22 protein-coding genes are annotated in these 21,465 nt (G+C 69.8%); 18 read left to right on the forward strand and 4 right to left on the reverse strand.

Features of this window, described 5'->3' with window-relative positions:
- Nucleotides 1-10: 10 nt before the first annotated feature.
- From dop to AXK60_RS03645, 5 genes are all read left to right on the forward strand, one after another.
- On the forward strand, nucleotides 11-1,501 hold the full coding sequence (gene dop / locus AXK60_RS03625; RefSeq protein ID WP_068569591.1) for a depupylase/deamidase Dop: 1,491 nt from the start codon (nucleotides 11-13) through the stop codon (nucleotides 1,499-1,501).
- Nucleotides 1,502-1,505: 4 nt separating this feature from the next.
- On the forward strand, nucleotides 1,506-1,964 hold the full coding sequence (locus AXK60_RS03630; RefSeq protein ID WP_068569593.1) for a nitroreductase/quinone reductase family protein: 459 nt from the start codon (nucleotides 1,506-1,508) through the stop codon (nucleotides 1,962-1,964).
- Nucleotides 1,965-2,007: 43 nt separating this feature from the next.
- On the forward strand, nucleotides 2,008-2,700 hold the full coding sequence (locus AXK60_RS03635; RefSeq protein ID WP_068569595.1) for a hypothetical protein: 693 nt from the start codon (nucleotides 2,008-2,010) through the stop codon (nucleotides 2,698-2,700).
- Nucleotides 2,701-3,372: 672 nt separating this feature from the next.
- Nucleotides 3,373-3,852, forward strand: coding sequence for a hypothetical protein (locus tag AXK60_RS03640; protein ID WP_068569596.1), 480 nt, complete (start codon nucleotides 3,373-3,375; stop codon nucleotides 3,850-3,852).
- Nucleotides 3,849-4,598: a hypothetical protein gene (locus AXK60_RS03645; protein ID WP_139057722.1), complete on the forward strand. Its 750-nt coding sequence runs from the start codon at nucleotides 3,849-3,851 to the stop codon at nucleotides 4,596-4,598. Before AXK60_RS03640 ends, AXK60_RS03645 begins: the two co-directional genes overlap by 4 nt.
- Before the next feature lie 27 nt (nucleotides 4,599-4,625).
- On the opposite strand, the gene AXK60_RS03650 is transcribed toward AXK60_RS03645, so the two are convergent.
- A complete protein-coding gene (locus AXK60_RS03650; RefSeq protein WP_139057723.1) occupies nucleotides 4,626-5,012 on the reverse strand; it encodes a hypothetical protein in 387 nt (128 codons plus the stop codon).
- Between the two features lie 73 nt (nucleotides 5,013-5,085).
- Between AXK60_RS03650 and AXK60_RS03655 the strand changes: the two genes are divergently transcribed.
- From AXK60_RS03655 to pafA, 5 genes are all read left to right on the forward strand, one after another.
- Nucleotides 5,086-5,280, forward strand: a complete 195-nt coding sequence (locus AXK60_RS03655) for a ubiquitin-like protein Pup (protein ID WP_068569600.1) — start codon at nucleotides 5,086-5,088, stop codon at nucleotides 5,278-5,280.
- Nucleotides 5,277-6,050 (forward strand): proteasome subunit beta, encoded by a 774-nt coding sequence (prcB, locus tag AXK60_RS03660; protein ID WP_068569602.1) that lies wholly within the window; start codon nucleotides 5,277-5,279, stop codon nucleotides 6,048-6,050. The genes AXK60_RS03655 and prcB overlap by 4 nt, the downstream gene beginning before the upstream one ends.
- Nucleotides 6,047-6,763 (forward strand): proteasome subunit alpha, encoded by a 717-nt coding sequence (prcA, locus tag AXK60_RS03665; protein WP_068569604.1) that lies wholly within the window; start codon nucleotides 6,047-6,049, stop codon nucleotides 6,761-6,763. The genes prcB and prcA overlap by 4 nt, the downstream gene beginning before the upstream one ends.
- Before the next feature lie 70 nt (nucleotides 6,764-6,833).
- Nucleotides 6,834-7,775, forward strand: a complete 942-nt coding sequence (locus AXK60_RS03670) for a CPBP family glutamic-type intramembrane protease (RefSeq protein ID WP_068569606.1) — start codon at nucleotides 6,834-6,836, stop codon at nucleotides 7,773-7,775.
- Nucleotides 7,703-9,061 carry a Pup--protein ligase gene (pafA, locus tag AXK60_RS03675; protein WP_197466711.1) on the forward strand — a complete coding sequence of 453 codons (1,359 nt, stop codon included), beginning with the start codon at nucleotides 7,703-7,705 and terminating at the stop codon, nucleotides 9,059-9,061. Before AXK60_RS03670 ends, pafA begins: the two co-directional genes overlap by 73 nt.
- A gap of 24 nt (nucleotides 9,062-9,085) precedes the next feature.
- On the opposite strand, the gene AXK60_RS26130 is transcribed toward pafA, so the two are convergent.
- Nucleotides 9,086-10,555 (reverse strand): RCC1 domain-containing protein, encoded by a 1,470-nt coding sequence (locus AXK60_RS26130; RefSeq protein ID WP_068569610.1) that lies wholly within the window; start codon nucleotides 10,553-10,555, stop codon nucleotides 9,086-9,088.
- A 115-nt stretch (nucleotides 10,556-10,670) separates the two neighbouring features.
- On the opposite strand from AXK60_RS26130, the gene AXK60_RS03685 reads away from it, so the two are divergent.
- The 6 genes from AXK60_RS03685 to AXK60_RS03710 all read left to right on the forward strand — a co-directional run bounded on the left by AXK60_RS03685 (nucleotide 10,671) and on the right by AXK60_RS03710 (nucleotide 17,463).
- Nucleotides 10,671-11,645, forward strand: a complete 975-nt coding sequence (locus tag AXK60_RS03685) for a helix-turn-helix transcriptional regulator (RefSeq protein WP_068569612.1) — start codon at nucleotides 10,671-10,673, stop codon at nucleotides 11,643-11,645.
- Nucleotides 11,642-12,616, forward strand: a complete 975-nt coding sequence (locus AXK60_RS03690; RefSeq protein WP_068569614.1) for a helix-turn-helix transcriptional regulator — start codon at nucleotides 11,642-11,644, stop codon at nucleotides 12,614-12,616. The genes AXK60_RS03685 and AXK60_RS03690 overlap by 4 nt, the downstream gene beginning before the upstream one ends.
- 96 nt (nucleotides 12,617-12,712) lie before the next feature.
- Nucleotides 12,713-12,964, forward strand: a complete 252-nt coding sequence (gene tatA, locus AXK60_RS03695) for a Sec-independent protein translocase subunit TatA (protein ID WP_068569616.1) — start codon at nucleotides 12,713-12,715, stop codon at nucleotides 12,962-12,964.
- Between the two features lie 6 nt (nucleotides 12,965-12,970).
- A complete protein-coding gene (tatC, locus tag AXK60_RS03700) occupies nucleotides 12,971-13,978 on the forward strand; it encodes a twin-arginine translocase subunit TatC (protein WP_068569619.1) in 1,008 nt (335 codons plus the stop codon).
- Nucleotides 13,965-16,724 (forward strand): DEAD/DEAH box helicase, encoded by a 2,760-nt coding sequence (locus AXK60_RS03705; protein ID WP_068569621.1) that lies wholly within the window; start codon nucleotides 13,965-13,967, stop codon nucleotides 16,722-16,724. Before tatC ends, AXK60_RS03705 begins: the two co-directional genes overlap by 14 nt.
- 70 nt (nucleotides 16,725-16,794) lie before the next feature.
- Nucleotides 16,795-17,463, forward strand: a complete 669-nt coding sequence (locus AXK60_RS03710) for a DUF4333 domain-containing protein (RefSeq protein ID WP_068569623.1) — start codon at nucleotides 16,795-16,797, stop codon at nucleotides 17,461-17,463.
- A 42-nt stretch (nucleotides 17,464-17,505) separates the two neighbouring features.
- Here AXK60_RS03710 and AXK60_RS03715 read toward each other — a convergent pair whose 3' ends face one another.
- On the reverse strand, nucleotides 17,506-18,459 hold the full coding sequence (locus AXK60_RS03715; RefSeq protein ID WP_068569624.1) for a 5'-3' exonuclease: 954 nt from the start codon (nucleotides 18,457-18,459) through the stop codon (nucleotides 17,506-17,508).
- A 17-nt stretch (nucleotides 18,460-18,476) separates the two neighbouring features.
- On the opposite strand from AXK60_RS03715, the gene AXK60_RS03720 reads away from it, so the two are divergent.
- Both AXK60_RS03720 and AXK60_RS03725 read left to right on the forward strand, forming a co-directional pair.
- Complete coding sequence (locus AXK60_RS03720) at nucleotides 18,477-19,601, forward strand: M24 family metallopeptidase (protein WP_068569626.1); 1,125 nt, start codon at nucleotides 18,477-18,479, stop codon at nucleotides 19,599-19,601.
- A gap of 19 nt (nucleotides 19,602-19,620) precedes the next feature.
- Nucleotides 19,621-21,072 carry a sugar porter family MFS transporter gene (locus AXK60_RS03725; RefSeq protein ID WP_068569628.1) on the forward strand — a complete coding sequence of 484 codons (1,452 nt, stop codon included), beginning with the start codon at nucleotides 19,621-19,623 and terminating at the stop codon, nucleotides 21,070-21,072.
- Here the strand turns inward: AXK60_RS03725 and AXK60_RS03730 are convergent.
- A complete protein-coding gene (locus AXK60_RS03730; RefSeq protein ID WP_068569630.1) occupies nucleotides 21,069-21,458 on the reverse strand; it encodes a PPOX class F420-dependent oxidoreductase in 390 nt (129 codons plus the stop codon). The two genes, AXK60_RS03725 and AXK60_RS03730, sit on opposite strands and share 4 nt — an antisense overlap.
- Between the last annotated feature and the right edge of the window lie 7 nt (nucleotides 21,459-21,465).

Consider the following 21,465-nt stretch of genomic DNA (forward strand, 5'->3'; position numbering starts at 1 on the left):
GCTGGGGCGCATGCAGCGCATCATCGGTACCGAAGTGGAATACGGGATCTCCGCGCCGAAGGACCCCACGGCGAACCCGATTCTCACCTCGACGCAGGCGGTGCTCGCGTACGCGGCGGCCGCGGCCGTCCCGCGCGCCAAGCGCACCCGCTGGGACTACGACCTCGAGTCGCCCCTGCGCGACGCCCGCGGCTTCGACCTCGGACGCGGCGGGCCGGCGCCGATCATCGACGCCGACGAGATCGGCGCCGCGAACATGATCCTCACCAACGGCGCACGCCTGTACGTCGACCACGCGCACCCCGAGTACTCGGCGCCAGAGGTCACAGACCCGCTCGACGCGGTGATCTGGGACAAGGCGGGCGAGCGCGTCATGGACGCCGCGGCCCGCTACGCGTCGACGGTGCCCGGTGCCCCGGCCCTGCAGCTCTACAAGAACAACATCGACGGCAAGGGCGCCTCCTACGGCACGCACGAGAACTACCTGTGCCGGCGGGACACCCCGTTCGCCGCGATCGTCGGCGGGCTGACCCCGTTCTTCGTGACGCGGCAGGTGTTCTGCGGCAGCGGCCGCGTGGGGATCGGCGCCAGCGGCGACGAGGCGGGCTTCCAGCTCTCGCAGCGCGCGGACTACATCGAGGTCGAGGTGGGCCTCGAGACCACGCTCAAGCGCGGCATCATCAACACCCGCGACGAGCCGCACGCCGACCCGGACAAGTACCGCCGACTCCACGTCATCATCGGTGACGCGAACCTCGCCGAGACCTCCACGTACCTCAAGGTCGGCACGTCGTCGCTGGTGCTCGACCTCATCGAGGCCGGCGTCGACCTGTCGGACCTGCAGCTGGCGGCGCCCGTCTCCGCGGTGCATCAGGTCTCGCGCGACCTGTCGCTGACCGGCGTCCTCGAGCTCGCCGACGGCCGGCACATGACGGCGCTGGACATCCAGCGCGCCTACGCGGACCGGGTGGGATCCTTCCTCGAGGGCTCCGACGATGCCCGTGCCCTCGACGTGCACGCCACCTGGGTCCGAGTGCTCGACACCCTCGCCGACGATCCGCTGCGGCTCGCCGACGAGCTGGACTGGCCGGCCAAGCTGCGGTTGCTCGAGGGCATCCGTCAGCGCGAGGGCTTGTCGTGGGGAGCGTCGAAGCTGCAGCTCGTCGACCTGCAGTACTCCGACGTGCGGCTCGACAAGGGGCTCTACAACCGGCTCGTCGCCCGCGGTTCGATGAAGCGCCTGGTCACCGAGCAGCAGGTGATGGACGCCGTGACGACGCCGCCCGAGTCCACCCGCGCCTACTTCCGCGGCGAATGCATGCGCCGCTTCGGTACCGAGATCGCCGCGGCCAGCTGGGACTCGGTGATCTTCGACGTCGGCGCCGACTCGCTGGTCCGCATCCCCACCCTGGAGCCGTTGCGCGGCACCAAGGAGCACGTCGGTGCCCTGCTCGACGGCGCCTCCTCCGCCCGCGAGCTCGTCGATTCCCTGCGAGGATAGGCGCATGGACATCGGTCGCGAGGTGGGCAAGCTCTACGCGAGGGCGTTCCCGGAGGTGCTCAAGGCGCACGGCGAGCTGTACGTGCGTTCCGGTGGCCGCATCGGCCACAAGCTGCTCTTCGGCGTGCCCAGCCTCATCGTCCGCACCGTCGGTGCGAAGTCGGGGGAGCCGCGCACGACCGTCCTGACCTACGTCGCCGACGGTGCCGACTACGTCGTCGTCGCGTCCAAGGGCGGAGCGCCGCGGAACCCGGCGTGGTTCCACAACATGGTCGCCGCCGGCACCGTCGACGTGCAGGTCGGGACGAAGCGGTTCCCGGCCGGCGTCGAGACCCTGCGGCCCGGCGACGCCGACTACCAGCGGCTCTGGGATCTCGCGGATCGCAACAACGGCGGCCGCTACGCGGCGTACCAGCGCAAGACCACCCGCCCGATCCCGGTCGTCCGTCTCCGTCCCATCTGACGTGGTGCGGCATGCGCGGTCAGCGCCGCGCAGGTTCGGCCCGATGGTCCTCGCGCTGTTCGGATCGACGCTGCTGCTCGGTCTGCACGCCTGTCTGAGCGTCGGACTGTGGCTCTCTGCCGACCGCAAGATCGACTGGTGGATCGAGGTCATCGGTGCGCTGCTCTTCGCGCTCGCCGCGGGAGTGATCGGTCGTGAAGCGTCGCACGTTCCGGTGGCGACACGCAGCGCCCTCGCGATTCGTGACGCGGTCGAGGTCCGCGGGCGCCTCACCCTGCTCTTCTTCCTCTCCGCGGCGGGGGCGATCATCCTCACATTCGTCACTGCGGTACTTCTCGGTGGTGCCGCCCTGTCGGCCTTTGCCGTCGGTACCCGGGACGGTGCGATGAGCGCACTACTGATCGGGGGCTTCGTTCTACTCTTCAACGCGGTGCTGGCGGGATACGCCGTCGGCGTCCTTCGCGCTTCCAGGATCGTGTTGATCGCGCTGTCTCCTGAGGGGGTGAGCATCGCGACATCCGGACAAGCTCCGACGTTCACGCCATGGAACGAGATCGAATGGTTCAGCCGAGCCGTCGAGTCGATGTACTTCCCGATCGGTCCGAGCGACGTCGACCATCACTTCACCTGGAGATTCGGCGATGTGTCCGTGCGCACGCCCGTCGACCTGCGCCCCGGAGTAGTCGAGATCGATCGCGAGCTGCGGCGCCTGGCACCCCATCTCCTGGACCGCTGACCGCCACTCACTCCTTCGCGATGCGGATCAGACCGATACACTCTTCTTGATGTTGAATAGTTGTCCAATCCGCCAACACTCACAGGTCGAGACGGTCCTCGGATGGTGACGCCGGCCGGCTCGAACGTCTTGGTGCGCGGCGGCATCGGAGGTGTCGGTTGGCTCGCAGTCGGAGTACTCCTGGGCAGCGCGTTCTTCACCTGGCGTCTGATAGCGGATGTCGTGGCGAACGGATTCACGCTCCCCGGCGGCGCATCGCTGCTGTTCGTGGTGGGAGCCGGCGCGCGAGGCGTGCTGTACCTTCGTGCGGTACTCCGTGGCGGAGTCCGGTGGCGAATGGCGGTCACCGATCAAAGTCTCGAGTATCGGCGAGGCGACAACCCGACGAGAGCTGCCTGGCGCGAGATAGAGGCCGTGGAGTACGGATATGAGGACGTCGGCGGGTTCCCGCTGTGGCATGTGTGGACGATTCGGCGCACCACTGGAGACGTGGACGAGGTCCGGTATCCGGCGGGGGTGCGGCGTGGACCCACGCACGTGCGCGCGAGCATCAGACGTGCGGCCCCGCATGTGAGGATGGCCGGTACCTGGCAGGATCCATTTCCTGCGTCGGGCCACGGTCCAACGGTCGAGAGCTCCGGTCGAGCCCCCGAGCCGCCGCAGTTTCCGACGGTGGTGCGTGGCAGGTACGGCATCGTCCTCGTCATCGGCGTGCTGGCTGCCGTCGCCTTCGGACTACTCGCGGTGATCTGCCTCGGACTCTCGATCGCACCGCCGGAGGAGGAACCAGCCCTGTGGCCGGGCGTTTTCGTCCTCGGAGTGACGGGTGCCGTGCTCTGTGCCGCGCTCCCGCTGCGGATCATCCGGAGCGGCCGCAGTGTTCACCTCTGGGCGACGCTCGACGAGATCGGCTTTCGCACCACCGATACCGACCGGCCAGGCCGAAGCACGTGGGACCACGTGGTCGCGGTGGAGTACGACAAGGACGATGCTCGCGGCCTCGTCTACACCCACCGGTGGACTATCTCGTTCGACGATCGTCCTCCCGTCACCGTCCGATATCCCGCCGGAGCATCAGTGCGACCGATGCGATTCCGCGGCCTCGTGCGGAACGTCGCCCCCGGTGTCCGCGTCAGCGGCGGTTGGTGGTGAGCGCGCGCCACAGGGCGGACCGGCCGGAGCAGTCGTTCGGGTACGTGCCACCGGCACCGCGAATCGATGGACGGAAGTTCGTTCGGTTCTGGTTCTTCCGTATCGGTGCCGCGCTGCTGGTGCTCGGTGGCGGAATCCTCATCGCAGAGGCGAACACCGTCGACGGCTGGGAGCTCGGACGGGTAGCCTTCGGCATCGCCAGCGGGATCGCCGGCGCCGCCGTCTGGTTCGCGGCAGCGGACATCGTGGTTCCGATCGATGCGCCCAGTGTTCCGCCGGAACCGCCGCCGACAGCGTTGGCCGTCCGCGGGCGGATCGGGATTCCTTTCTTCGTCGCAGCCGCTGCGCTCGCTCTTCTCGATGCCGGTGTCGCGTTCGTGGTGATCTCCGCGGCCTTCCTGCCGGTGGAGGTGGGGTCGCCAGGGATGGTGGTCATGGCAGCCGGCTTCGCCGCGGTCGTGACGGCGTTCTTCGGTCCGATCCCGATCGCGATGTGGAAGTCCGCCGGGAGGGTGATCTGGTGGATCGACGAGTCGGGAGTGGGCATCGGGGGAGCGTCCGAACCGATTCCGATCGAACGGCTCGCGTCGATCACGCACACGACGATCAATGCGGAGGCGATCATCGTTGAGCACCACTGGGTCATCCGTCTCGACGATCGCACCCTCATCGAGGTCGTCTGTCCCGTCGGCAGCACGCCCCGCCCACGGCGCATCCGGCGTACCGTCGCCCGCATCCTTCAGTAGCGGCCGAACTCCGGCGGACCGTCGGGGCTACATGCCGATGCTGAGGTTCCGGGCGTAGTTGACGCGCCCGAACACGTCCTGCACGGCGAAGGGCGAGTACACCGGGACGCTGGTCGTGAACGAACGGCCCTCCGGGCCGAACACGCTGACCTGCACGAATCCCTGAGTTTGGTCCTCCTTCGCGAGCAGGAAGAAGAGCGAGAACAGGCAGACGACGAACGCGCCGACGATCGCGAGGACGATCGCCCAGGTGGGCGTGGTGCGGGTGTGCACACTGTGGTCGGTCACGGTCCACTGCGCGCCCGTGATCGGAAAGGTTCCCGCGGGCGTGATGACCTGGGTGCGGGTGCAATGAATGTCGCCGATGCTGACGAGCACCGGTTCGGGCATGCCGGGCGGCGTGTACGGATCCACGGGAGCAGTGTAGGCCGGTAGGGTTGGAACATCGGGTCATGCGGCCCGGGATGGTCGCTAAGGAGGCAGCGAGATGGCGCAGGAGCAGGTCAAGCGTGGCGGCGGCGGAGACGACGAGGACCTCGCGGGTGCACCGTCGGGAGCCGGCCAGGAGCGCATCGAGAAGCTGACCGACGAGACCGACGATCTCCTCGACGAGATCGACGACGTGCTCGAGGAGAACGCCGAGGACTTCGTGCGCGCGTACGTCCAGAAGGGCGGCCAGTGACGCCGCTGAGCGGCGCGCGATCCTCCTTCGTCCAGCATCTGGCCGAGGTGGCCCCGGAGGCGTTGGCCTTCCGCATCTCCGAGGGCCCCGCGGACGTGCCGCACGGCACCACGATCGTGGCGGTCGCCTTCGACGGCGGCGTGCTGCTCGCAGGTGATCGCCGTGCCACGATGGGCAACCTCATCGCGCAGCGCGACATCGTCAAGACCTTCGTCACCGACGAGCTGACCGCGGTCGGCATCGCCGGCACCGCGGGCATCGCGAAGCAGATCGTCAAACTGTTCACGGTGGAGCTCGAGCACTACGAGAAGATCGAGGGCGTCCCGCTCACCTTCGAGGGCAAGGCGAATCGGCTCGCGGGCATGGTGCGCAGCAACTTCGGTGCGGCTCTCCAGGGCCTGGCGGCCGTGCCACTGCTCGTCGGATTCGACGAGGCGGAGGCACGCGGTCGGATCGTCTCCTACGACGTGACGGGCGACTGGCACGACGAGGTGGGCTACCACTCCATCGGCTCGGGTTCGGCCTGGGCGAAGTCGTCCATCAAGAAGCGTTTCCGGCAGGGTCTCGACGCCGACGGTGCGCTCGACGTGGCCGCGGAGGCCCTCTTCGACGCCGCCGACGACGACACCGCCACCGGCGGTCCGGACGTACTCCGCAAGCTGTACCCGACGTCCGTCGTCATCACCTCCGACGGTGCCGTCGAGGTCGCCGAGGCGGACGTGGCAGCCGCGACGGACCGCGTCATCGCGGCGAGAGGGGCGCAGGCATGACCTTCCCGTACTACGCGTCCGCCGAGCAGATCATGCGCGATCGCTCGGAGCTGGCCCGCAAGGGCATCGCCCGCGGCCGGAGCGTCGTCGTGCTCAAGTACGCGGACGGCGTGCTGTTCGTGGCCGACAATCCGAGCTCGCTCAACAAGATCAGCGAGATCTACGACCGCATCGGCTTCGCCGCGGTGGGCAAGTACAACGAGTTCGAGTCCCTGCGGCGCGCGGGCATCCAGTTCGCCGACACCCGCGGGTACCAGTACTCGCGGCGCGATGTCACCGGGTGGTCGCTGACCAACGCGTACGCGTCCACGTTGGGCACGGTCTTCACCGAACAGGCCAAGCCCTACGAGGTGGAGCTGTGCGTGGCCGAGGTCGGCACGCCGGACAACGCCGCGTCGCGGCTCTACCGCGTGGGTTACGACGGTTCCGTCGGCGATGAGAAGCAGTTCGTGGTCATGGGCGGCCAGACGGAGTCGATCACGCCTGTCCTCACCGAGGGCTACCAGGACGGCCTGGACCTCGCCGCAGCGTTCGGCCTCGCGGCGAAGGCGCTCGGCGCCCCGGCACCGTCGAACGGCTCGTCCGCCTCATCGACCGCGGAACCGAAGACCTTCGAGGCGGGGGAGCTGGAGGTCGCGATCCTCGACCACACCCGACCCCGTCGTGCGTTCAAGCGCCTGTCCGACGAGCGGGTCGCGCAGCTGCTGGGGTAGTGCCGGCACCACCGCGAGGTCGGGCTCCCGGGCCCGTGACCGCGGACCGTCGTTCGGGTGGACTGGAGGCATGAACGAAACCTCCGTGCACCGGCGCGGCATCCCGTGGTTCCTGGCCCTGACCTTCCTGCCCTCGTGGGGTCTGTGGGTGATCGCCTACGCACTCGGGCATCCGCTCAACGACCCGGTGATCCAGCTGATCACCGCCGCGTTCCTGCCCGCTCTCGCGGCGTTCGTGGTGCGGGTGTGGATCACCCGGCAGGGCTTCGCCGACGCGGGGCTGCGGCCGCGCCTACGGGAGCGGTGGCGCTGGTACCTCCTCGCGCTGGCGGTCCCGTTCGTGCTGTTCGCCGTCGCCCTGCCGGTCGGCTTCGCGACGGGCGTCATCTCGGTCCCGCCCGACGGTGCCGGGCCCCACCTGGAGCAGCTCCTGCTCGGGCCTCTCGTGATGGTGGTGTTCGCGCCCGTCTTCTTCGGCGAGGAGTTCGGCTGGACCGCGTATCTGCGCGGCGCGCTCGCCGACCTGCGGGTGTTCCGGAACCGGCCGACGGCCGCTGCGGCGACGACCGGCGCGATCTGGGGAGCGTGGCACTGGCCGCTGGCGTCGGTGGGCTACTTCGGGTTCGACGTGCCCCTGCGCGAGACCCTCCTGCTCATCCCGATGTGGATCGTGATGTCGGTGTTGCTCGAGATCATCTGGAGCACACTGTGGTACGGCTCGGGAACGATCTGGACGACGTCGATCGCACACACCGGATTCAACCTCGTCTTCTCCGCGACACTGGGTGCGTTCGTCGCCGCGACGGACGTGCTGACGACCTTCGTCCTGGCGGCGGTCGCCCTCGCGCCGATCGTCGTCGCCGTGATGGCGCGGGAACGTCGGCACCCCGATCAGGACGGGGCGGACTACGAAGGTGGAGCTGAGGGTATGTTCGAACCGTGCAGCGCCGAATCATGGGAATCGAGACCGAGTTCGGTGTCACGTGTACCTTCCACGGACACCGTCGCCTGAGCCCCGACGAGATCGCCCGGTACCTGTTCCGGCGCGTCGTCTCCTGGGGGCGCAGTTCGAACGTCTTCCTGCAGAACGGCTCGCGCCTCTACCTCGATGTGGGCAGCCACCCCGAGTACGCGACCGCCGAGTGCGATTCGGTACTCCAGCTGGTCACCCACGACAAGGCGGGGGAGCGGGTCCTGGAGGACCTGCTGCTCGACGCCGAGCAGCGGCTGCAGGACGAGGGCATCGGCGGCGACATCTACCTGTTCAAGAACAACACCGATTCGGCGGGCAACTCCTACGGCTGCCACGAGAACTTCCTGGTGAGCCGCGTGGGCGAGTTCTCCCGTATCTCGGACGTGCTGCTGCCCTTCCTGGTGACGCGGCAGCTGATCTGCGGTGCCGGCAAGGTGCTGCTCACGCCGAAGAACGCGACGTACTGCCTGAGTCAGCGGGCCGAGCACATCTGGGAGGGCGTCTCCAGCGCCACCACCCGCAGTCGGCCCATCATCAACACCCGCGACGAGCCGCACGCCGACGCCGAGAAGTACCGCCGCCTGCACGTGATCGTCGGCGACTCGAACATGTCCGAGACGACCACGATGCTCAAGGTGGGCACGGCGCACCTGGTGCTGGAGATGATCGAGGCCGGCGTGCAGTTCCGCGACTTCTCGCTGGACAACCCGATCCGCGCGATCCGCGAGGTCAGCCACGACACCACCGGCCGCCACGAGGTGCGCCTCGCCGGTGGACGGCAGGCCGGCGCGCTGGACATCCAGCGCGAGTACTACGGGAAGGCTGTCGAGTACCTCGCCACGCGCGAGCCCGACGAGCAGCTCGCGCAGGTCGTGGACCTGTGGGGCCGCACGCTCGACGCGGTGGAGTCGCAGGACTTCTCCGGCGTGGACACCGAGATCGACTGGGTGATCAAGCGCAAGCTGTTCCAGCGCTACCTGGACAAGTACTCGATGGAGCTGTCCGACCCCAAGATCGCGCAGCTCGACCTCGCGTACCACGACATCAAGCGGGGCCGCGGCGTGTTCGACGTGCTGCAGCGCCGCGGCATGGCCGCCCGCGTCACCACGGACGAGGCGATCGATGCCGCAGTCAAGACCCCGCCCCAGACCACGCGCGCCAAGCTGCGCGGCGAGTTCATCACCGCGGCCCAGGCCGCCGGCCGCGACTTCACCGTCGACTGGGTGCACCTCAAGCTCAACGACCAGGCCCAGCGCACGGTGCTGTGCAAGGACCCGTTCCGCAGCGTTGACGAGCGGGTCGAGCGGCTCATCGCGTCGATGTAGCGTTCAGGCGACCCGATTGCGCCGCTACGGCGCAAGGTCGATGCGCACTGGCGCCGACTTCGGCGCGTTCGCCGCAGAGTCAGCGCCGGTGCGCCATGAGAGATCGCCCCAGCAGTACAGGTATCCGTCGGCGACGGCGCATGTCGCGGTCTTGGTGGTCACGGCGGTCGCGTGGTCGAGGCGGTCCACACGTTGCGGCGCCTCGTCCAGCTTCGTGGTGCAGTACACCGAGCCGCCACTGACGACGCACTTGTCCCGGTAGACCCGGTCTACGGCGACGTCCGCCACGTCGGCGAGTCCGCCCGGCAAGACGCGTCCGAGGATCGGGCCGGCGTCCGATTGCTCCCAGCAGTAGGCGCGGTCATCGGCGACACCGCAAACGCCGCTGACCGAGAGCCTCGTCACTGGCGGTAGCCCGGTCACGGTCTGAGGTGCCTTCCCGACCATGTCGAAGTTCGTGCCGCCGCTCCAGCAACTGACCGCTCCGCCGGTGGCCAGCATGCATGCGTCGGCGCTGTACTCGTAGAAGTTCATCTCGATCGCCCGCACTTCGCCCGGGCCGCGCACCTTTGTGAGCGTGTATCCGCCGGTTCCGAAGCCCCAGCAATAGGTGCCCGAGCTGGTGACCGCGCAGGCGCCGGAGCCGAGTCGGTAGGAGCGGCTTGCCGTCACGGTCGTCGCTCGCGACAGGCCCGGGACCTTGACGGGCGCGGACAGGGCCCTTCCAAACGATGTCGTATCGCCGGTCAGCGCCGCGGCATCGCTGCCCCAGCAGTAGACCTCCCCACCCGCGACCGCACAGACGACGCCCACCCCCATGGACACCGATGTCACGTCGTCCAGGCCGGGAACCACGGTCGGCATCGGGGAGAACGTGGCGTTGTGGGCGGACGACTCGCCGAGAGTCCTGCCGAGGCAGTACAGCTCGCGGTCCGCGATCACGCAGACGGTGCCGCCGCCACCCGCAATGGCGGTCACGGGCCCAGCCGGCCCGGAACTCCCGCTCCGCATCACCGTCACCCCGACCACCGCACCGACCAGTACCAGCACCGCGACGACCGCGGCCGCGATCACCGGCCACCGCCGCCACGCCCGTCGCGCCGGAGCAGGGGCCGGGCGTGCGGGAACCGATGCCGGGCCCGTCGCGGACGCGCGAGCGGCATCGAGCGCCGCGAAGGCACGACCGACGATGGCAGCGACCGGGACGTCGGACACCGGAACGTCGGCGAGGTCCCGGCCGGACGGATCGGGGGAGACGAACCAGGCGACACCGTCGTCGAACCCGTACGCGAGGACGGGCGCGGCGCCGGGGCCGCTCGGTCGCGCGGCGACGGCGGCGTCCCGGAGGAAGGCGGCACCGTCGGCCACGGGAAGCACCGTGAGCACCTGGCGTCCGTCGGGGCCGTCGACGAGACTGCTGGTACCGGTGGCGTGCCGGCCCAGCGGCGCGACGACGGTGTACCGCCCGAACAGCGGATCGGAATGGGGTTGCACGGCGGGCCTCCTCGCGACGATGCGTGGAGCATAGGGGAGTGCGACCCCTGTCCTCCGAACGGACGACACCGCGTCGATCCGCGCGGATCGGACACGTAGAACGTAAGATCGACACGTGGCAACTTCGCGGATCGAGCGTCTCACCAACCTGGTGATATGCCTTCTGTACACGCAACGCCCGCTCGATCGGGACTACATCCGGGCGAACGTCTTCGGGTACGACCCGGACGCCGACGACGAGGCCTTCGAGCGGATGTTCGAGCGTGACAAGGCGGACCTGCGGGAACTCGGCGTCCCCATCGAGGTGGCACCGGTGTCCCGGATCAATTCGGCCACCGGCTACCGGATCGCGTTCGACGAGTACGCCCTCGGCGAGATCGACCTCGATCCCGAGGAGGCCACCGCCGTGGCCGTCGCCGCAGCGGTCTGGCAGTCGCCGGAGCTGTCCTCAGCGGCGCAGTCCGCGGTGCAGAAGCTGCGCGCCGGCGGCATGGACGTCAGCGGGCCCGGCGCGGGCGTGGGCCCGGGTATCGCCCCCGACCGGGGTGCCGAGGGCGCGTTGCTGGCGATGCTCGAGGGCATCGACCGGCGGCGCCAGGTCACCTTCGAGCACCGCGCCAATCCCGCGCAGCCCTATGTCGACCGCACGCTGCACCCGTGGGGCGTGGTCACGTTCCGCGGCAGCGCGTACGCGGTCGGGCACGACGTGGCGCGCGACGCCGTGCGCACGTTCAAGCTCAGCCGGGTCCGGGGCGGCTCCGTCACGGGGGCCGCGGCCACCGTGCGGCCGCCCGAGGGCTTCGACCTGCACGCGCACGTGGTGGCCACCGTCGCCGAGCGCGACCCGGTCGGGACGGCCCGGCTGTGGGTCGCGCGGGGGCGGGGCGACGGGCTCCGTCGGCTCGCGGCCACGCAGGCCGACGGTGACTTCCGCGGCCGGTCCGGCACCGAGATCACCGTCGAGATGCGCTCGGTCGACGCCGTTGCCCGGGAGGTGTCCGGGCTCGGGCCCGACGCGGTGGTCTTCGAACCGCAGGAGCTGCGCGACGCCGTCGTGGACCGGCTCACGGCCTTGGCGGCGGCGCGATGAGCACACCGTCCAAGCAGCCGACGAAGCAGATGCAGCGCCTCGCGCGTTGGCTCAACGTGATCCCGTACTTCCGCACGCACCCCGACGCGGACCTGGAGCGCGCCGCGGCCGACCTCGGTGTCACGGTCGCCCAGCTGCGCAAGGACCTGACCGGGCTCACGATGTGCGGGCTGCCCGGCATGTTCCCGGGCGATCTCATCGAGATCGACTACGACGAGTCCGGGGTCGACATCGGCTTCAGCGCCAAGATCGACCGCCCGCTCAAGCTGACCGGCCCCGAGGCGGCGTCGCTGCTGCTCGCGCTGCGCGGGCTGGCGGATTCGCCCGGTGTCGCCGATCCGGCCGCGGTCCTGCGAGCCATCGCCAAACTCGAGGCGGCGGTCGCTGGCGCGGGGCGGGACACCGTCGCCTCGATCGACGGCGCCCAGCCCGACAGCCCGGTGGCGGGCGTCGCCGCCACCGTGCGCGGGGCCCTGCGTGACGGTCGCGCACTGCACCTGCGCTACTACTCGGCCACCCGCGACAGCACCACGGAGCGCGATGTCGACCCCATCGCCCTCGACACCTTCGGCGGCCACAGCTACCTACAGGCCTGGTGCCGTACCAGCGAGGGCCTGCGGATGTTCCGCCTCGACCGGATCGACGAGGTGCACGAGCTCGACGAACCCGCCTCGGTGCCGCAGCACGTGGAACCGGCGGCCGGGCTGTTCGACGGTGCCGCGGCCGACGAGCTGACCACGGCCACCGTCGAGGTCGGCCCCGGCGCCGCCTGGGCGCTCGAGTACCACCCGTTCACCGTGCTGAGCGAGGACGCGGGCGGTCCGGTCGCCGCGACGATGCAGTACGCGACGGAGGACTGGATGGTGCGGTTCGTGCTCAGCTTCGGCGGGGAGCTGACGGTGCGCGGCCCCGAGTCGCTGGCGACCGCCGTCGCGCTACGCGCGGCCGCGGGGCTCGCCAACTATTCATGAACCGGACACATCGCCCGCAGCGTTCGCACAGGAACACCGGGCCGCGGGTCCGGTAGTCTGGGCAGTGGAGTTCGTCGTGATCGAGGGAGTGGAACCATGGGGCTGACCCATTCAATCTGGCCGTGGATCATCATCGCGGTGGTCCTGCTCGTCCTGTTCGGCGGGAAGAAGCTTCCGGACGCCGCGCGAGGCCTGGGGCGTTCGATGCGCATCTTCAAGAGCGAGATGGATGAGATGAAGACCGAGGGTGCCGCGAAGGCGGCCACGGAGAAGCCGCAGGCGCAGGTGACCGACCAGCCGATCGATGTACAGACCGTCGATCCCCAGGGCGAGCACAAGTCGGCCTAGCCCGCGTTGAAGATCCCGTTCGATCCGCGACGCCGTCGTGCCGTCGTCAATCCCGACGGCACCATGTCGATCGTGGAGCACCTCTACGAGCTGCGCACCCGGCTGCTGTGGTCGCTGTTCGCGATCGTCGCCGCGGCGTTCATCGGCTTCTACTGGTACAGCCACGGTCCCTTCGGTCTGCCGTCCACCGGCACCCTGCTGACCGGACCGTACTGCGAGCTACCGGACACCTCGCGCGCGGCGATCACCCGGGGCGACGAATGTCGACTCCTCGCCACGGGCGTCTTCGACCAGTTCAACCTTCGTGTCAAAGTCGCCTTCGCCACCGGCGTGCTGCTCGCCTGCCCGGTCTGGCTCTATCAGATCTGGGCGTTCATCGTCCCCGCGTTGCACCGCAACGAGAAGCGGTACACCGCATCGTTCGTCGCAGTCGGTGGCGTGCTGTTCGTGTCGGGCGCGGTGCTCGGCTACTTCATGATCGCGAGTGCGTTCCGGTTCTTCCTCACCGTGGGCAACGAGACTCAGGTGACGGCACTGCAGGGCTCGGAGTACTTCAACTTCGTGATCAGCGTGATGGCGATATTCGGCGTCAGTTTCGAACTGCCGCTGTTCATCGTGGCGCTCAACCTGGTGGGCGTGCTGAGCTACCAGAAGTTGAAGAAGTGGCGGCGCGGCATGCTCATGTCGATGTTCATCTTCTCGGCGGTGATCACCCCGTCGGGTGATCCGCTGACGATGCTGGCCCTCGGGATGGCACTGGCCGTGCTGCTCGAGATCTCCATCCAGTTCGCACGGGTTCACGATCGACTCAAGGCGAAGCGCACAGGCGGCTCGGACGTCTTCGACGGTGAGCTGGACGACGAGGCGGCATCGCCGGCACCGTCGGCCCCGCAGCCGATCGGGGCGAGCGCCGGGCCGTCGTCGGGCACCGTCGGGAACACCGCCCCGATCGGGCGGCCGGAGAAAGTGACGCGCACGTCGATCCCGCGTTCGGGGTTCGATGACGTCCTCTGAATTCGACAGCTTCACCGCAGCGCTCGACTTCACCCTCGACCCGTTCCAGGTCCGCGGCTGCCGGGCGCTCGAGGAGGGCCGCGGGGTGCTCGTCTGCGCTCCGACGGGGGCCGGTAAGACGGTGGTCGGCGAGTTCGCCGTGCACCTGGCCCTGGCCGGCGGTACGAAGTGCTTCTACACCACGCCGATCAAGGCGCTGTCGAACCAGAAGCACGCCGAGCTGACGGCCCGCTACGGCGCGCACAACGTGGGCCTGCTGACGGGCGACACGTCGATCAACTCGTCCGCGCCCGTGGTCGTCATGACCACCGAGGTGCTGCGCAACATGCTCTACGCGGACTCGCCCACCCTCGACGCGCTGAGCCACGTGGTCATGGACGAGGTGCACTACCTGGCCGACCGGTTCCGCGGTGCGGTGTGGGAGGAGGTGATCCTGCACCTCCCGCAGGACGTGCGCCTGGTCAGCCTGTCTGCGACGGTGTCGAACGCCGAGGAGTTCGGCGCCTGGATCGCCGAGGTCCGCGGGCACACCGAGGTGATCGTCGACGAACACCGGCCCGTCCCGCTGTGGCAGCACATGCTGGTCGGCCGCAAGCTGTTCGACCTCTTCGACACGAGGGCTCTGCGTGCCGCACAGGACGAGGGCCAGAAGAACCTGGTCCTGGACGCGGACCTGGTCCGCTACGTCAAGCAGCGCGAGGCGCTGGACCGCAGCTTCGAGCCGGGGATCAACAGCCGCACAGGTCGTCGGACCGGCTCCGGGAACAGGCAGGGTCGCGGCCAGCAGGTCCGCCGCCCCATCCCGCGGCCCGACGTGATCGCGCTGCTCGACGCCGAGGGCCTGCTCCCGGCGATCACCTTCGTGTTCTCGCGCTCCGGCTGCGAGCAGGCGCTGACCCAGTGCCTGCGGTCCCCGGTCGTGCTCACCACCGCCGAGCAGGCCGACGAGATCGGCCGCATCGTCGACAAGCACGTCGCCGAGTTCTCGCCCGCCGACCTGGACCTGCTCGGCTACGAGGAATGGCGGGCGGCGCTGCTGCGTGGTTTCGCAGCGCATCACGCGGGCATGCTCCCGGCGTTCCGGCACGCAGTGGAGGAGTTGTTCGTCAAGGGCCTCGTGCGAGCCGTGTTCGCCACGGAGACGCTCGCCCTGGGCATCAACATGCCCGCGCGCACCGTCGTCCTCGAACGCCTGGTCAAGTACAACGGCGAGTCGCACGTCGAGCTCACGCCCGGCGAGTACACGCAGCTCACGGGCCGCGCGGGCCGCCGCGGCATCGACATCGAGGGTCATGCCGTGGTCCTGTGGCAGACCGGTGTCCGGCCGCAGGAGGTCGCGGGCCTCGCGGGCGCACGTACCTTCCCGCTGGTGAGCTCGTTCTCGCCCGGTTACAACATGTCGATCAACCTGCTCGACCGGTTGGGTCGCGAGGGTGCGGAACGGCTGCTCGAGGCCAGCTTCGCGCAGTTCCAGGCCGACCGCTCGGTCGTGGGACTGGCCAAGCGGGTCGTGCGCGGCGAGAAGGAGCTGATCGCCCTCGGCGCGGAGATCACCGAGGCGGCGGGCGGCGCGGACTACCTCGAGTACGTCCGGCTGCGCGAGGCCGTCCGGGCACGGGAGCGTTCGCTGCGCCGCGCGGACCTCGCCGACCGCCGCGACGGCGCCGCCACGGCACTCGCGGAACTGCGGCGGGGCGATGTCATCGCCGTCACGGGCGGCCGCCGACGGGGCCTGGCCCTCGTCGTGGAGCCCTCCGGCGACCGGCGCGACCCGAAGCCCGTCGTGGTCACCGAGGGCAGTTGGTCGGGACGCGTCGGCGCGTCGGACTTCGTGGGCGAGATCCAGGTGCTCGGCACGCTGCGGGTGCCCAAGAACGCCGACTACCGCTCCGGGCGCGGGAAGCGCGACCTGGCATCGACGCTGCGCAACAGCACCATCTCGGCGCCCCGGCAGCAGGCGAAGGCGCACCGTCCGGCGGCGTCGGACACGCAGCTCGCCGACCTGCGCGCCCGGATGCGAACCCACCCCGCGCACACCGGCCAGCGCGCCCCGGAGCTGGACCGGCTCGCCGAGCGGTACGCCCGCCTGGAGCGCGAGGTCACCTCGTCGGCGGCGACGGTGCGGGCCACCACCTCGTCGCTGGCCGTCACCTTCGAGCGGATCGTGGCGCTGCTGTCGGACCGCGGGTACATCGCGGAGGTCGACGGTGCGCCGGAGCTCACGGAGGCCGGGCACCGTCTGGCCCGGGTGTACAGCGAGTCCGACCTACTGGTGTGCGAGTGCATCGAGGACGGGGTGTTCGACGGGCTCGACCCGGCCGGGCTCGCCGCGGTCGTGTCCGCGCTGGTCTTCGAGTCCCGCGGCGAGCGCGGCGGCATGCTCCTGACCGGCGAGAAGGTGCCGGGCGCCGTCCGGTCCGCTCTCCGCGACATCGCCGATCGGTGGACCGACATCGTCGCCGCCGAGGCCGCGCACCGGTTGGAGCCGAGCCGCGAACCCGACATCGGCTTCGTGACGCCGATGTACCAGTGGGCCGCCGGCGGCACCCTCGCCGCGGTCCTGCTCGCCGCGGGGGAGCGCGGACGACCGCTTCCGGCGGGCGATTTCGTCCGCTGGTGCAGGCAGGTCATCGATCTGCTCGATCAGATCAAGCAGACCTCGTTCGAAACCCGGCCGGGGTTGGCCACGGTCGCGACGGCCGCGATCGCCGCGGTGCGGCGTGGCGTGGTCGCCGAATCGGGTTGACGATCGGGTATCTTGAGCCCATAGGCGTTCGTCGTCGGCCTTCGGCCTGCGACAGGGGAGGAGTTGGACGATGAGCAATCCGCAGGATCCGAATCAGTGGGCGCAGCAGGGCTGGCAGCAGCCCGGCCAGCCCCAGCAGGACCAGACCCAGATCTCGCCGCAGTACGGCGGCCCGCAGCAGCAGCCCTACGGCGCGCCCGCGGGTGATCAGACCCAGATCGCGCCGCAGTACCAGGGCCAGTGGCCCGGTCAGCAGCAGCCGCAGCAGGGCCAGCAGTTCGGGGGATACCAGCAGCCCAACCCGCAGCAGCCGCAGTTCGGCCAGGACCAGTTCGGCCAGCCGGCGCAGTTCGCCGGCCAACAGTTCGGGCAGCAGTTCGGTCAGCCGGGGCAGCCCGTGCCGGGCGGCCCCAAGAAGTCGAAGACCGGCCTGATCATCGGCATCGCCGCCGCGGCGATCATCGTGATCGTGGCCCTCGTGCTGCTCATCGGCTGGCTCACCGGCGCCTTCTTCGGGAAGAGCTTCGACAACGCCAAGGTCAACGAGGGCGTGACGAAGGTCCTCAAGGAGAACTACAACGAGTCCGACACCACCGATGTCTCGTGCAAGACCGACGGTGTGAAGGTCAAGGACGGCGAGTCCTTCGACTGCACCGCCACCATCGGCGGTAAGCAGAAGACGGTCAAGGTCACCGTCAAGGACAGCGACGGCAAGTACCAGGTCGGCGCGCCCAGCTGATCGGGTCGCGCGACGCCGCTGGCGTCGCGCGCCGATCCGGGCTCAGCCCGCCAGCGCGGCGAGCAGGCGCTCCACCTGTGCTCCGATCCGCAGCTCCTCGGCCAACTCGGCCAGGCGCTGCGGATCGTGTGCTTCACGGGGCATCTCGTCCGATCCCGACAGCGCGACGTCCGCATCGCGCTGTACCCACACCACGTCCCATGCGGCGTCGAGGTAGTCCGCCGAGGCGTTGATCGACGCTGCGGCCCGCACCGCGAGCGGCGACGGGGTCGACGCCGCGGCCTCGCGGATCGCGGCGAGGGAGCCGTACTGCAGCAACAGCTTCGAGGCGGTCTTCTCGCCGATGCCGGGCACACCGGGCAGGCCGTCGGACGGGTCGCCGCGCAGCAGCGCCAGCTCCGCGTAGGCCTCACCCGCCCGGTCCAGCGGCACGCCGTACTTCTCCGCGACCTCCGCCTGCCCGAACATCTCGGCCTTGGCGATGCCGCGCCCGATGTAGAGGCACTTCACGCCGGGAGCGGCGTCGTCGGCGACCTGCAGCAGGTCCCGGTCCCCGGAGACCACGATCACCGGGTCCGCCTTCTCCCTGGCGGCGAGGGTACCGAGCACGTCGTCCGCCTCCAGGCCGACGGCGCCGCCGGTCGCGATGCCGACCGCCTCGAGCACCTCGAGGATCATGTCCACCTGCGGGGACAGCGTGTCCGGCACCTCCTCGGCGCTGCCGTCCCCGCCCTCGGCGACGCGATGCGTCTTGTACGTCGGCAACAGCTCCACCCGGAAGGCGGGCCGCCAGTCCAGGTCGAGGCAGGCCACCAGCCGGCCCGGGCGGTGCGTGGCGATGAGCTGCGAGGTCATGTCGAGGAAGCCGCGCAGAGCGTTCACGGACCGCCCGTCCGCCGCCTTCACCTTGTCCGGGATGGCGTAGTAGGCACGGAACCAGAGCCCGGCGGAGTCGAGCAGCATGAGCGGGCGCGCGTCGTTCGTCACGGGAATCATCGTGTCACAATCGGACCATGAGCAACCCCCACACGTTCCCGGCACAGGTGTACGCGACCCGTCTCCTCAAGGCCCAGCACCTCGCGACCGCAGCGGGAACTCCGCTCGTCATCACCCCGGGCCCCGATCTGGCCTACTTGACCGGCATCGTCAGCGAGTCCTTCGAGCGCCTGACCGCGCTCGTCGTCACGGATTCCTCCTTCGGACTGGTCGTCCCGCGCCTGGAGCTCGCCATTGTCAAGGACTCCGCGGTGCCGGGCCTCGGCGCGGAGGGCGTCGAGCTCACCGTCCTCGACTGGGTCGACGGCGACGACCCGTACGCCCTCGTCCTCGGCCTGTTGTCCGGAGCCTCGACGGTGGCCGTCGCGGACGCCGTGCCGGCGCTGCACCTCGTGCCGCTGCTGGACCGCGGCCTGGGCGTGCGGCTGGCCACGGACGTGCTGCGCCGGCTTCGGATGGTCAAGGACGCCGCGGAACTCGACGAGCTGCGCGCCGCGGGCGCCGCGATCGACCGGGTGCACGCCCGGGTCCCGGAGATCCTCCGAGCCGGCCGCACGGAGCGCGAGGTCGCCGACGACATCGCCGCCGCGATCGTCGAGGAGGGCCACACCGAGGCTGCGTTCGTCATCGTCGGCTCCGGTCCGCACGGCGCCGACCCGCATCACGAGGTGTCCGATCGCGTGATCGAGGCGGGCGATGTCGTGGTGGTCGACATCGGGGGCCCGTTGCCCTCGGGCTACAACTCGGACTGCACCCGCACCTACGCGCTGGGCGAGCCGGCGGCCGGGATCGCCGAGCAGTACGCGCTGCTCGAGAGCGCGCAGCGGGCGTCGGTCGAGGCGGTTCGGCCCGGCGTCACCGCCGAGGCGATCGACGCCGCCGGGCGCGACGTGCTCGCCGCGGCGGGCCTCGGAGAGTTCTTCCTGCACCGCACCGGTCACGGGATCGGACTGTCCGTGCACGAGGAGCCGTACATCGTTGCGGGCAACGATCTTCCGGTCGAGGCCGGGATGGCCTTCTCGATCGAGCCGGGAATCTACTTCAGTGGCCGGTGGGGAGCGCGGATCGAGGATATCGTGATCGTCACCGAGGAGGGCTGCGAGCCGGTCAACACCCGTTCCCACGGCCTCACGATCCTCTAGGAGTTCACCGGGAGGTTCCATGACGCACGGCGGCGGTACCACGTCCGACGGCCCTTCGATCTTCGAGGAGGGCGACGGCAACAGCAGCCGGGTCGTCCAGATCGCGATCGTGGCCGCGATGGGCGGACTGCTCTTCGGCTACGACAGCGCGGTCATCAACGGCGCGACGAAGGCGATCGAGCAGCGGTTCGAGATACACGGCTACGCCCTCGGTTTCGCGGTCGCTTCCGCGTTGCTGGGCGCCGCCGCGGGCGCCATGACGGCCGGCCGCATCGCGGACCGGATCGGGCGCCTGCGCGTCATGCAGATCGCCGCGGTGCTGTTCTTCATCAGCGCTGTGGGCTGCGCCTTCGCCACCCATACGTGGATGCTGATCACGTTCCGCGTGATCGGCGGTATCGGCGTCGGCGTGGCGTCGGTGATCGCCCCGGCGTACATCGCTGAGGTCTCACCGGCCAGGATCCGCGGGCGGCTCGGGTCGCTGCAGCAGATGGCGATCGTCGTCGGCATCTTCCTGTCGCTGCTCGTGGATTGGCTCCTGGCCTCGCTCGCGGGCGGCGCGTCCGAGAAGCTGTGGCTGGGCATGGAGGCCTGGCGCTGGATGTTCCTGGTGATGGCGATCCCGGCCGTCGTCTACGGCGTCGCGTCCACGATGATCCCCGAGTCGCCCCGCTACCTGGTCTCCCGGCACCGCATCCCCGAGGCCCGCACCGTGCTCACGATGCTGCTGGGCGAGAAGAACCTCGACATCACGGTCACCCGCATCGAGCAGAGCCTCGCCGGCGAGGAGAAGCACTCCTGGCGGGACCTGGTGAAGCCGGGCGGCGGCATCTACCCGATCGTGTGGGTCGGCCTCCTGCTGTCGATCTTCCAGCAGGCCGTGGGCATCAACGTGATCTTCTACTACTCGAACATGCTGTGGCAGGCGGTCGGCTTCGAGGAGTCGCAGTCCAACCAGATCAGTGTGTTCACGTCGATCGTCAACGTGATCGTGACCATCGTCGCGATCATGCTGGTCGACAGGATCGGCCGCCGGCCGCTGCTACTCATCGGCTCGATCGGCATGGCGGTTTCGCTGGCGACCATGGCGCTCTGCTTCAGCACCGCGGTCATCGGGGCCGACGGTAAGCCCTCGCTCGCGGGCGCGGTCGGCGTGATCGCTCTCATCGCCGCGAACCTGTTCGTCATCTTCTTCGGCGTCAGCTGGGGCCCGGTGGTGTGGGTTCTGCTCGGCGAGATGTTCCCCAACCGGATCCGCGGCGCGGCGCTCTCCCTGGCCGCCGCGGCGCAATGGGCGGCGAACTGGGCCATCACGGTGACCTTCCCGAAGATGGAGGGCAACCTGTCGCTGGCCTACGGCCTGTACGCGTTGTTCGCGCTGCTGTCGCTGATCTTCGTCTACCGCTTCGTCCCCGAGACCAAGGGTCGCTCGCTGGAGGACATGGACGGCAGCCTTCCGGCGCGGCGCTAGCCTCGGAAGCCGCTCGACCCCAACACCCGCGCGACCTCGATCTCGATGACGACACGCTTCGGGTTCTCCCGCGGCGGCTTGTAGCGCACGGCGTAGCGCGCCTCGGCGTCGCGGACCGACTCCGCGTCGCCCAGCACCCGCGCCGGGCCCTCCAGGGTGAGCCACCGCGGACCGTCGACCTGGGTGAGCGCCGCGTACCCGCCCCGCGCCGCGTTGCGGGCCTTCTGCGTGTCACCCGAAGTGATCACCCGCGCCACGCGAGCGCCGGGGTCGTAGGTGAAGGCGATGGCGACGCTGTGCGGCGTGCCGTCGGCGCGCAGGGTGACGAGGGAGGCGAGGTGCCGCTCGGTGACGAAGGCGAGGGCGTCGGCGTTCAGTTCGGGCACAGCCCCA

Origin of the sequence: Tsukamurella pseudospumae (assembly GCF_001575195.1) — a bacterium.
In the GTDB taxonomy this organism is placed as follows: domain Bacteria; phylum Actinomycetota; class Actinomycetes; order Mycobacteriales; family Mycobacteriaceae; genus Tsukamurella; species Tsukamurella pseudospumae.

What these genes read in the sequence shown, in the direction of transcription:
- AXK60_RS03715 (WP_068569624.1), bottom strand. Translation starts at nt 18,459, where the DNA reads ATGATTCCCGTGACGAACGACGCGCGCCCGCTCATGCTGCTCGACTCC.
- AXK60_RS03705 (WP_068569621.1), top strand. Translation starts at nt 13,965, where the DNA reads ATGACGTCCTCTGAATTCGACAGCTTCACCGCAGCGCTCGACTTCACC.
- AXK60_RS03670 (WP_068569606.1), top strand. Translation starts at nt 6,834, where the DNA reads ATGAACGAAACCTCCGTGCACCGGCGCGGCATCCCGTGGTTCCTGGCC.
- prcA (WP_068569604.1), top strand. Translation starts at nt 6,047, where the DNA reads ATGACCTTCCCGTACTACGCGTCCGCCGAGCAGATCATGCGCGATCGC.
- AXK60_RS03720 (WP_068569626.1), top strand. Translation starts at nt 18,477, where the DNA reads ATGAGCAACCCCCACACGTTCCCGGCACAGGTGTACGCGACCCGTCTC.
- AXK60_RS03725 (WP_068569628.1), top strand. Translation starts at nt 19,621, where the DNA reads ATGACGCACGGCGGCGGTACCACGTCCGACGGCCCTTCGATCTTCGAG.
- AXK60_RS03690 (WP_068569614.1), top strand. Translation starts at nt 11,642, where the DNA reads ATGAGCACACCGTCCAAGCAGCCGACGAAGCAGATGCAGCGCCTCGCG.
- AXK60_RS03655 (WP_068569600.1), top strand. Translation starts at nt 5,086, where the DNA reads ATGGCGCAGGAGCAGGTCAAGCGTGGCGGCGGCGGAGACGACGAGGAC.
- tatA (WP_068569616.1), top strand. Translation starts at nt 12,713, where the DNA reads ATGGGGCTGACCCATTCAATCTGGCCGTGGATCATCATCGCGGTGGTC.
- dop (WP_068569591.1), top strand. Translation starts at nt 11, where the DNA reads ATGCAGCGCATCATCGGTACCGAAGTGGAATACGGGATCTCCGCGCCG.
- AXK60_RS03635 (WP_068569595.1), top strand. Translation starts at nt 2,008, where the DNA reads ATGGTCCTCGCGCTGTTCGGATCGACGCTGCTGCTCGGTCTGCACGCC.
- AXK60_RS03630 (WP_068569593.1), top strand. Translation starts at nt 1,506, where the DNA reads ATGGACATCGGTCGCGAGGTGGGCAAGCTCTACGCGAGGGCGTTCCCG.
- AXK60_RS03710 (WP_068569623.1), top strand. Translation starts at nt 16,795, where the DNA reads ATGAGCAATCCGCAGGATCCGAATCAGTGGGCGCAGCAGGGCTGGCAG.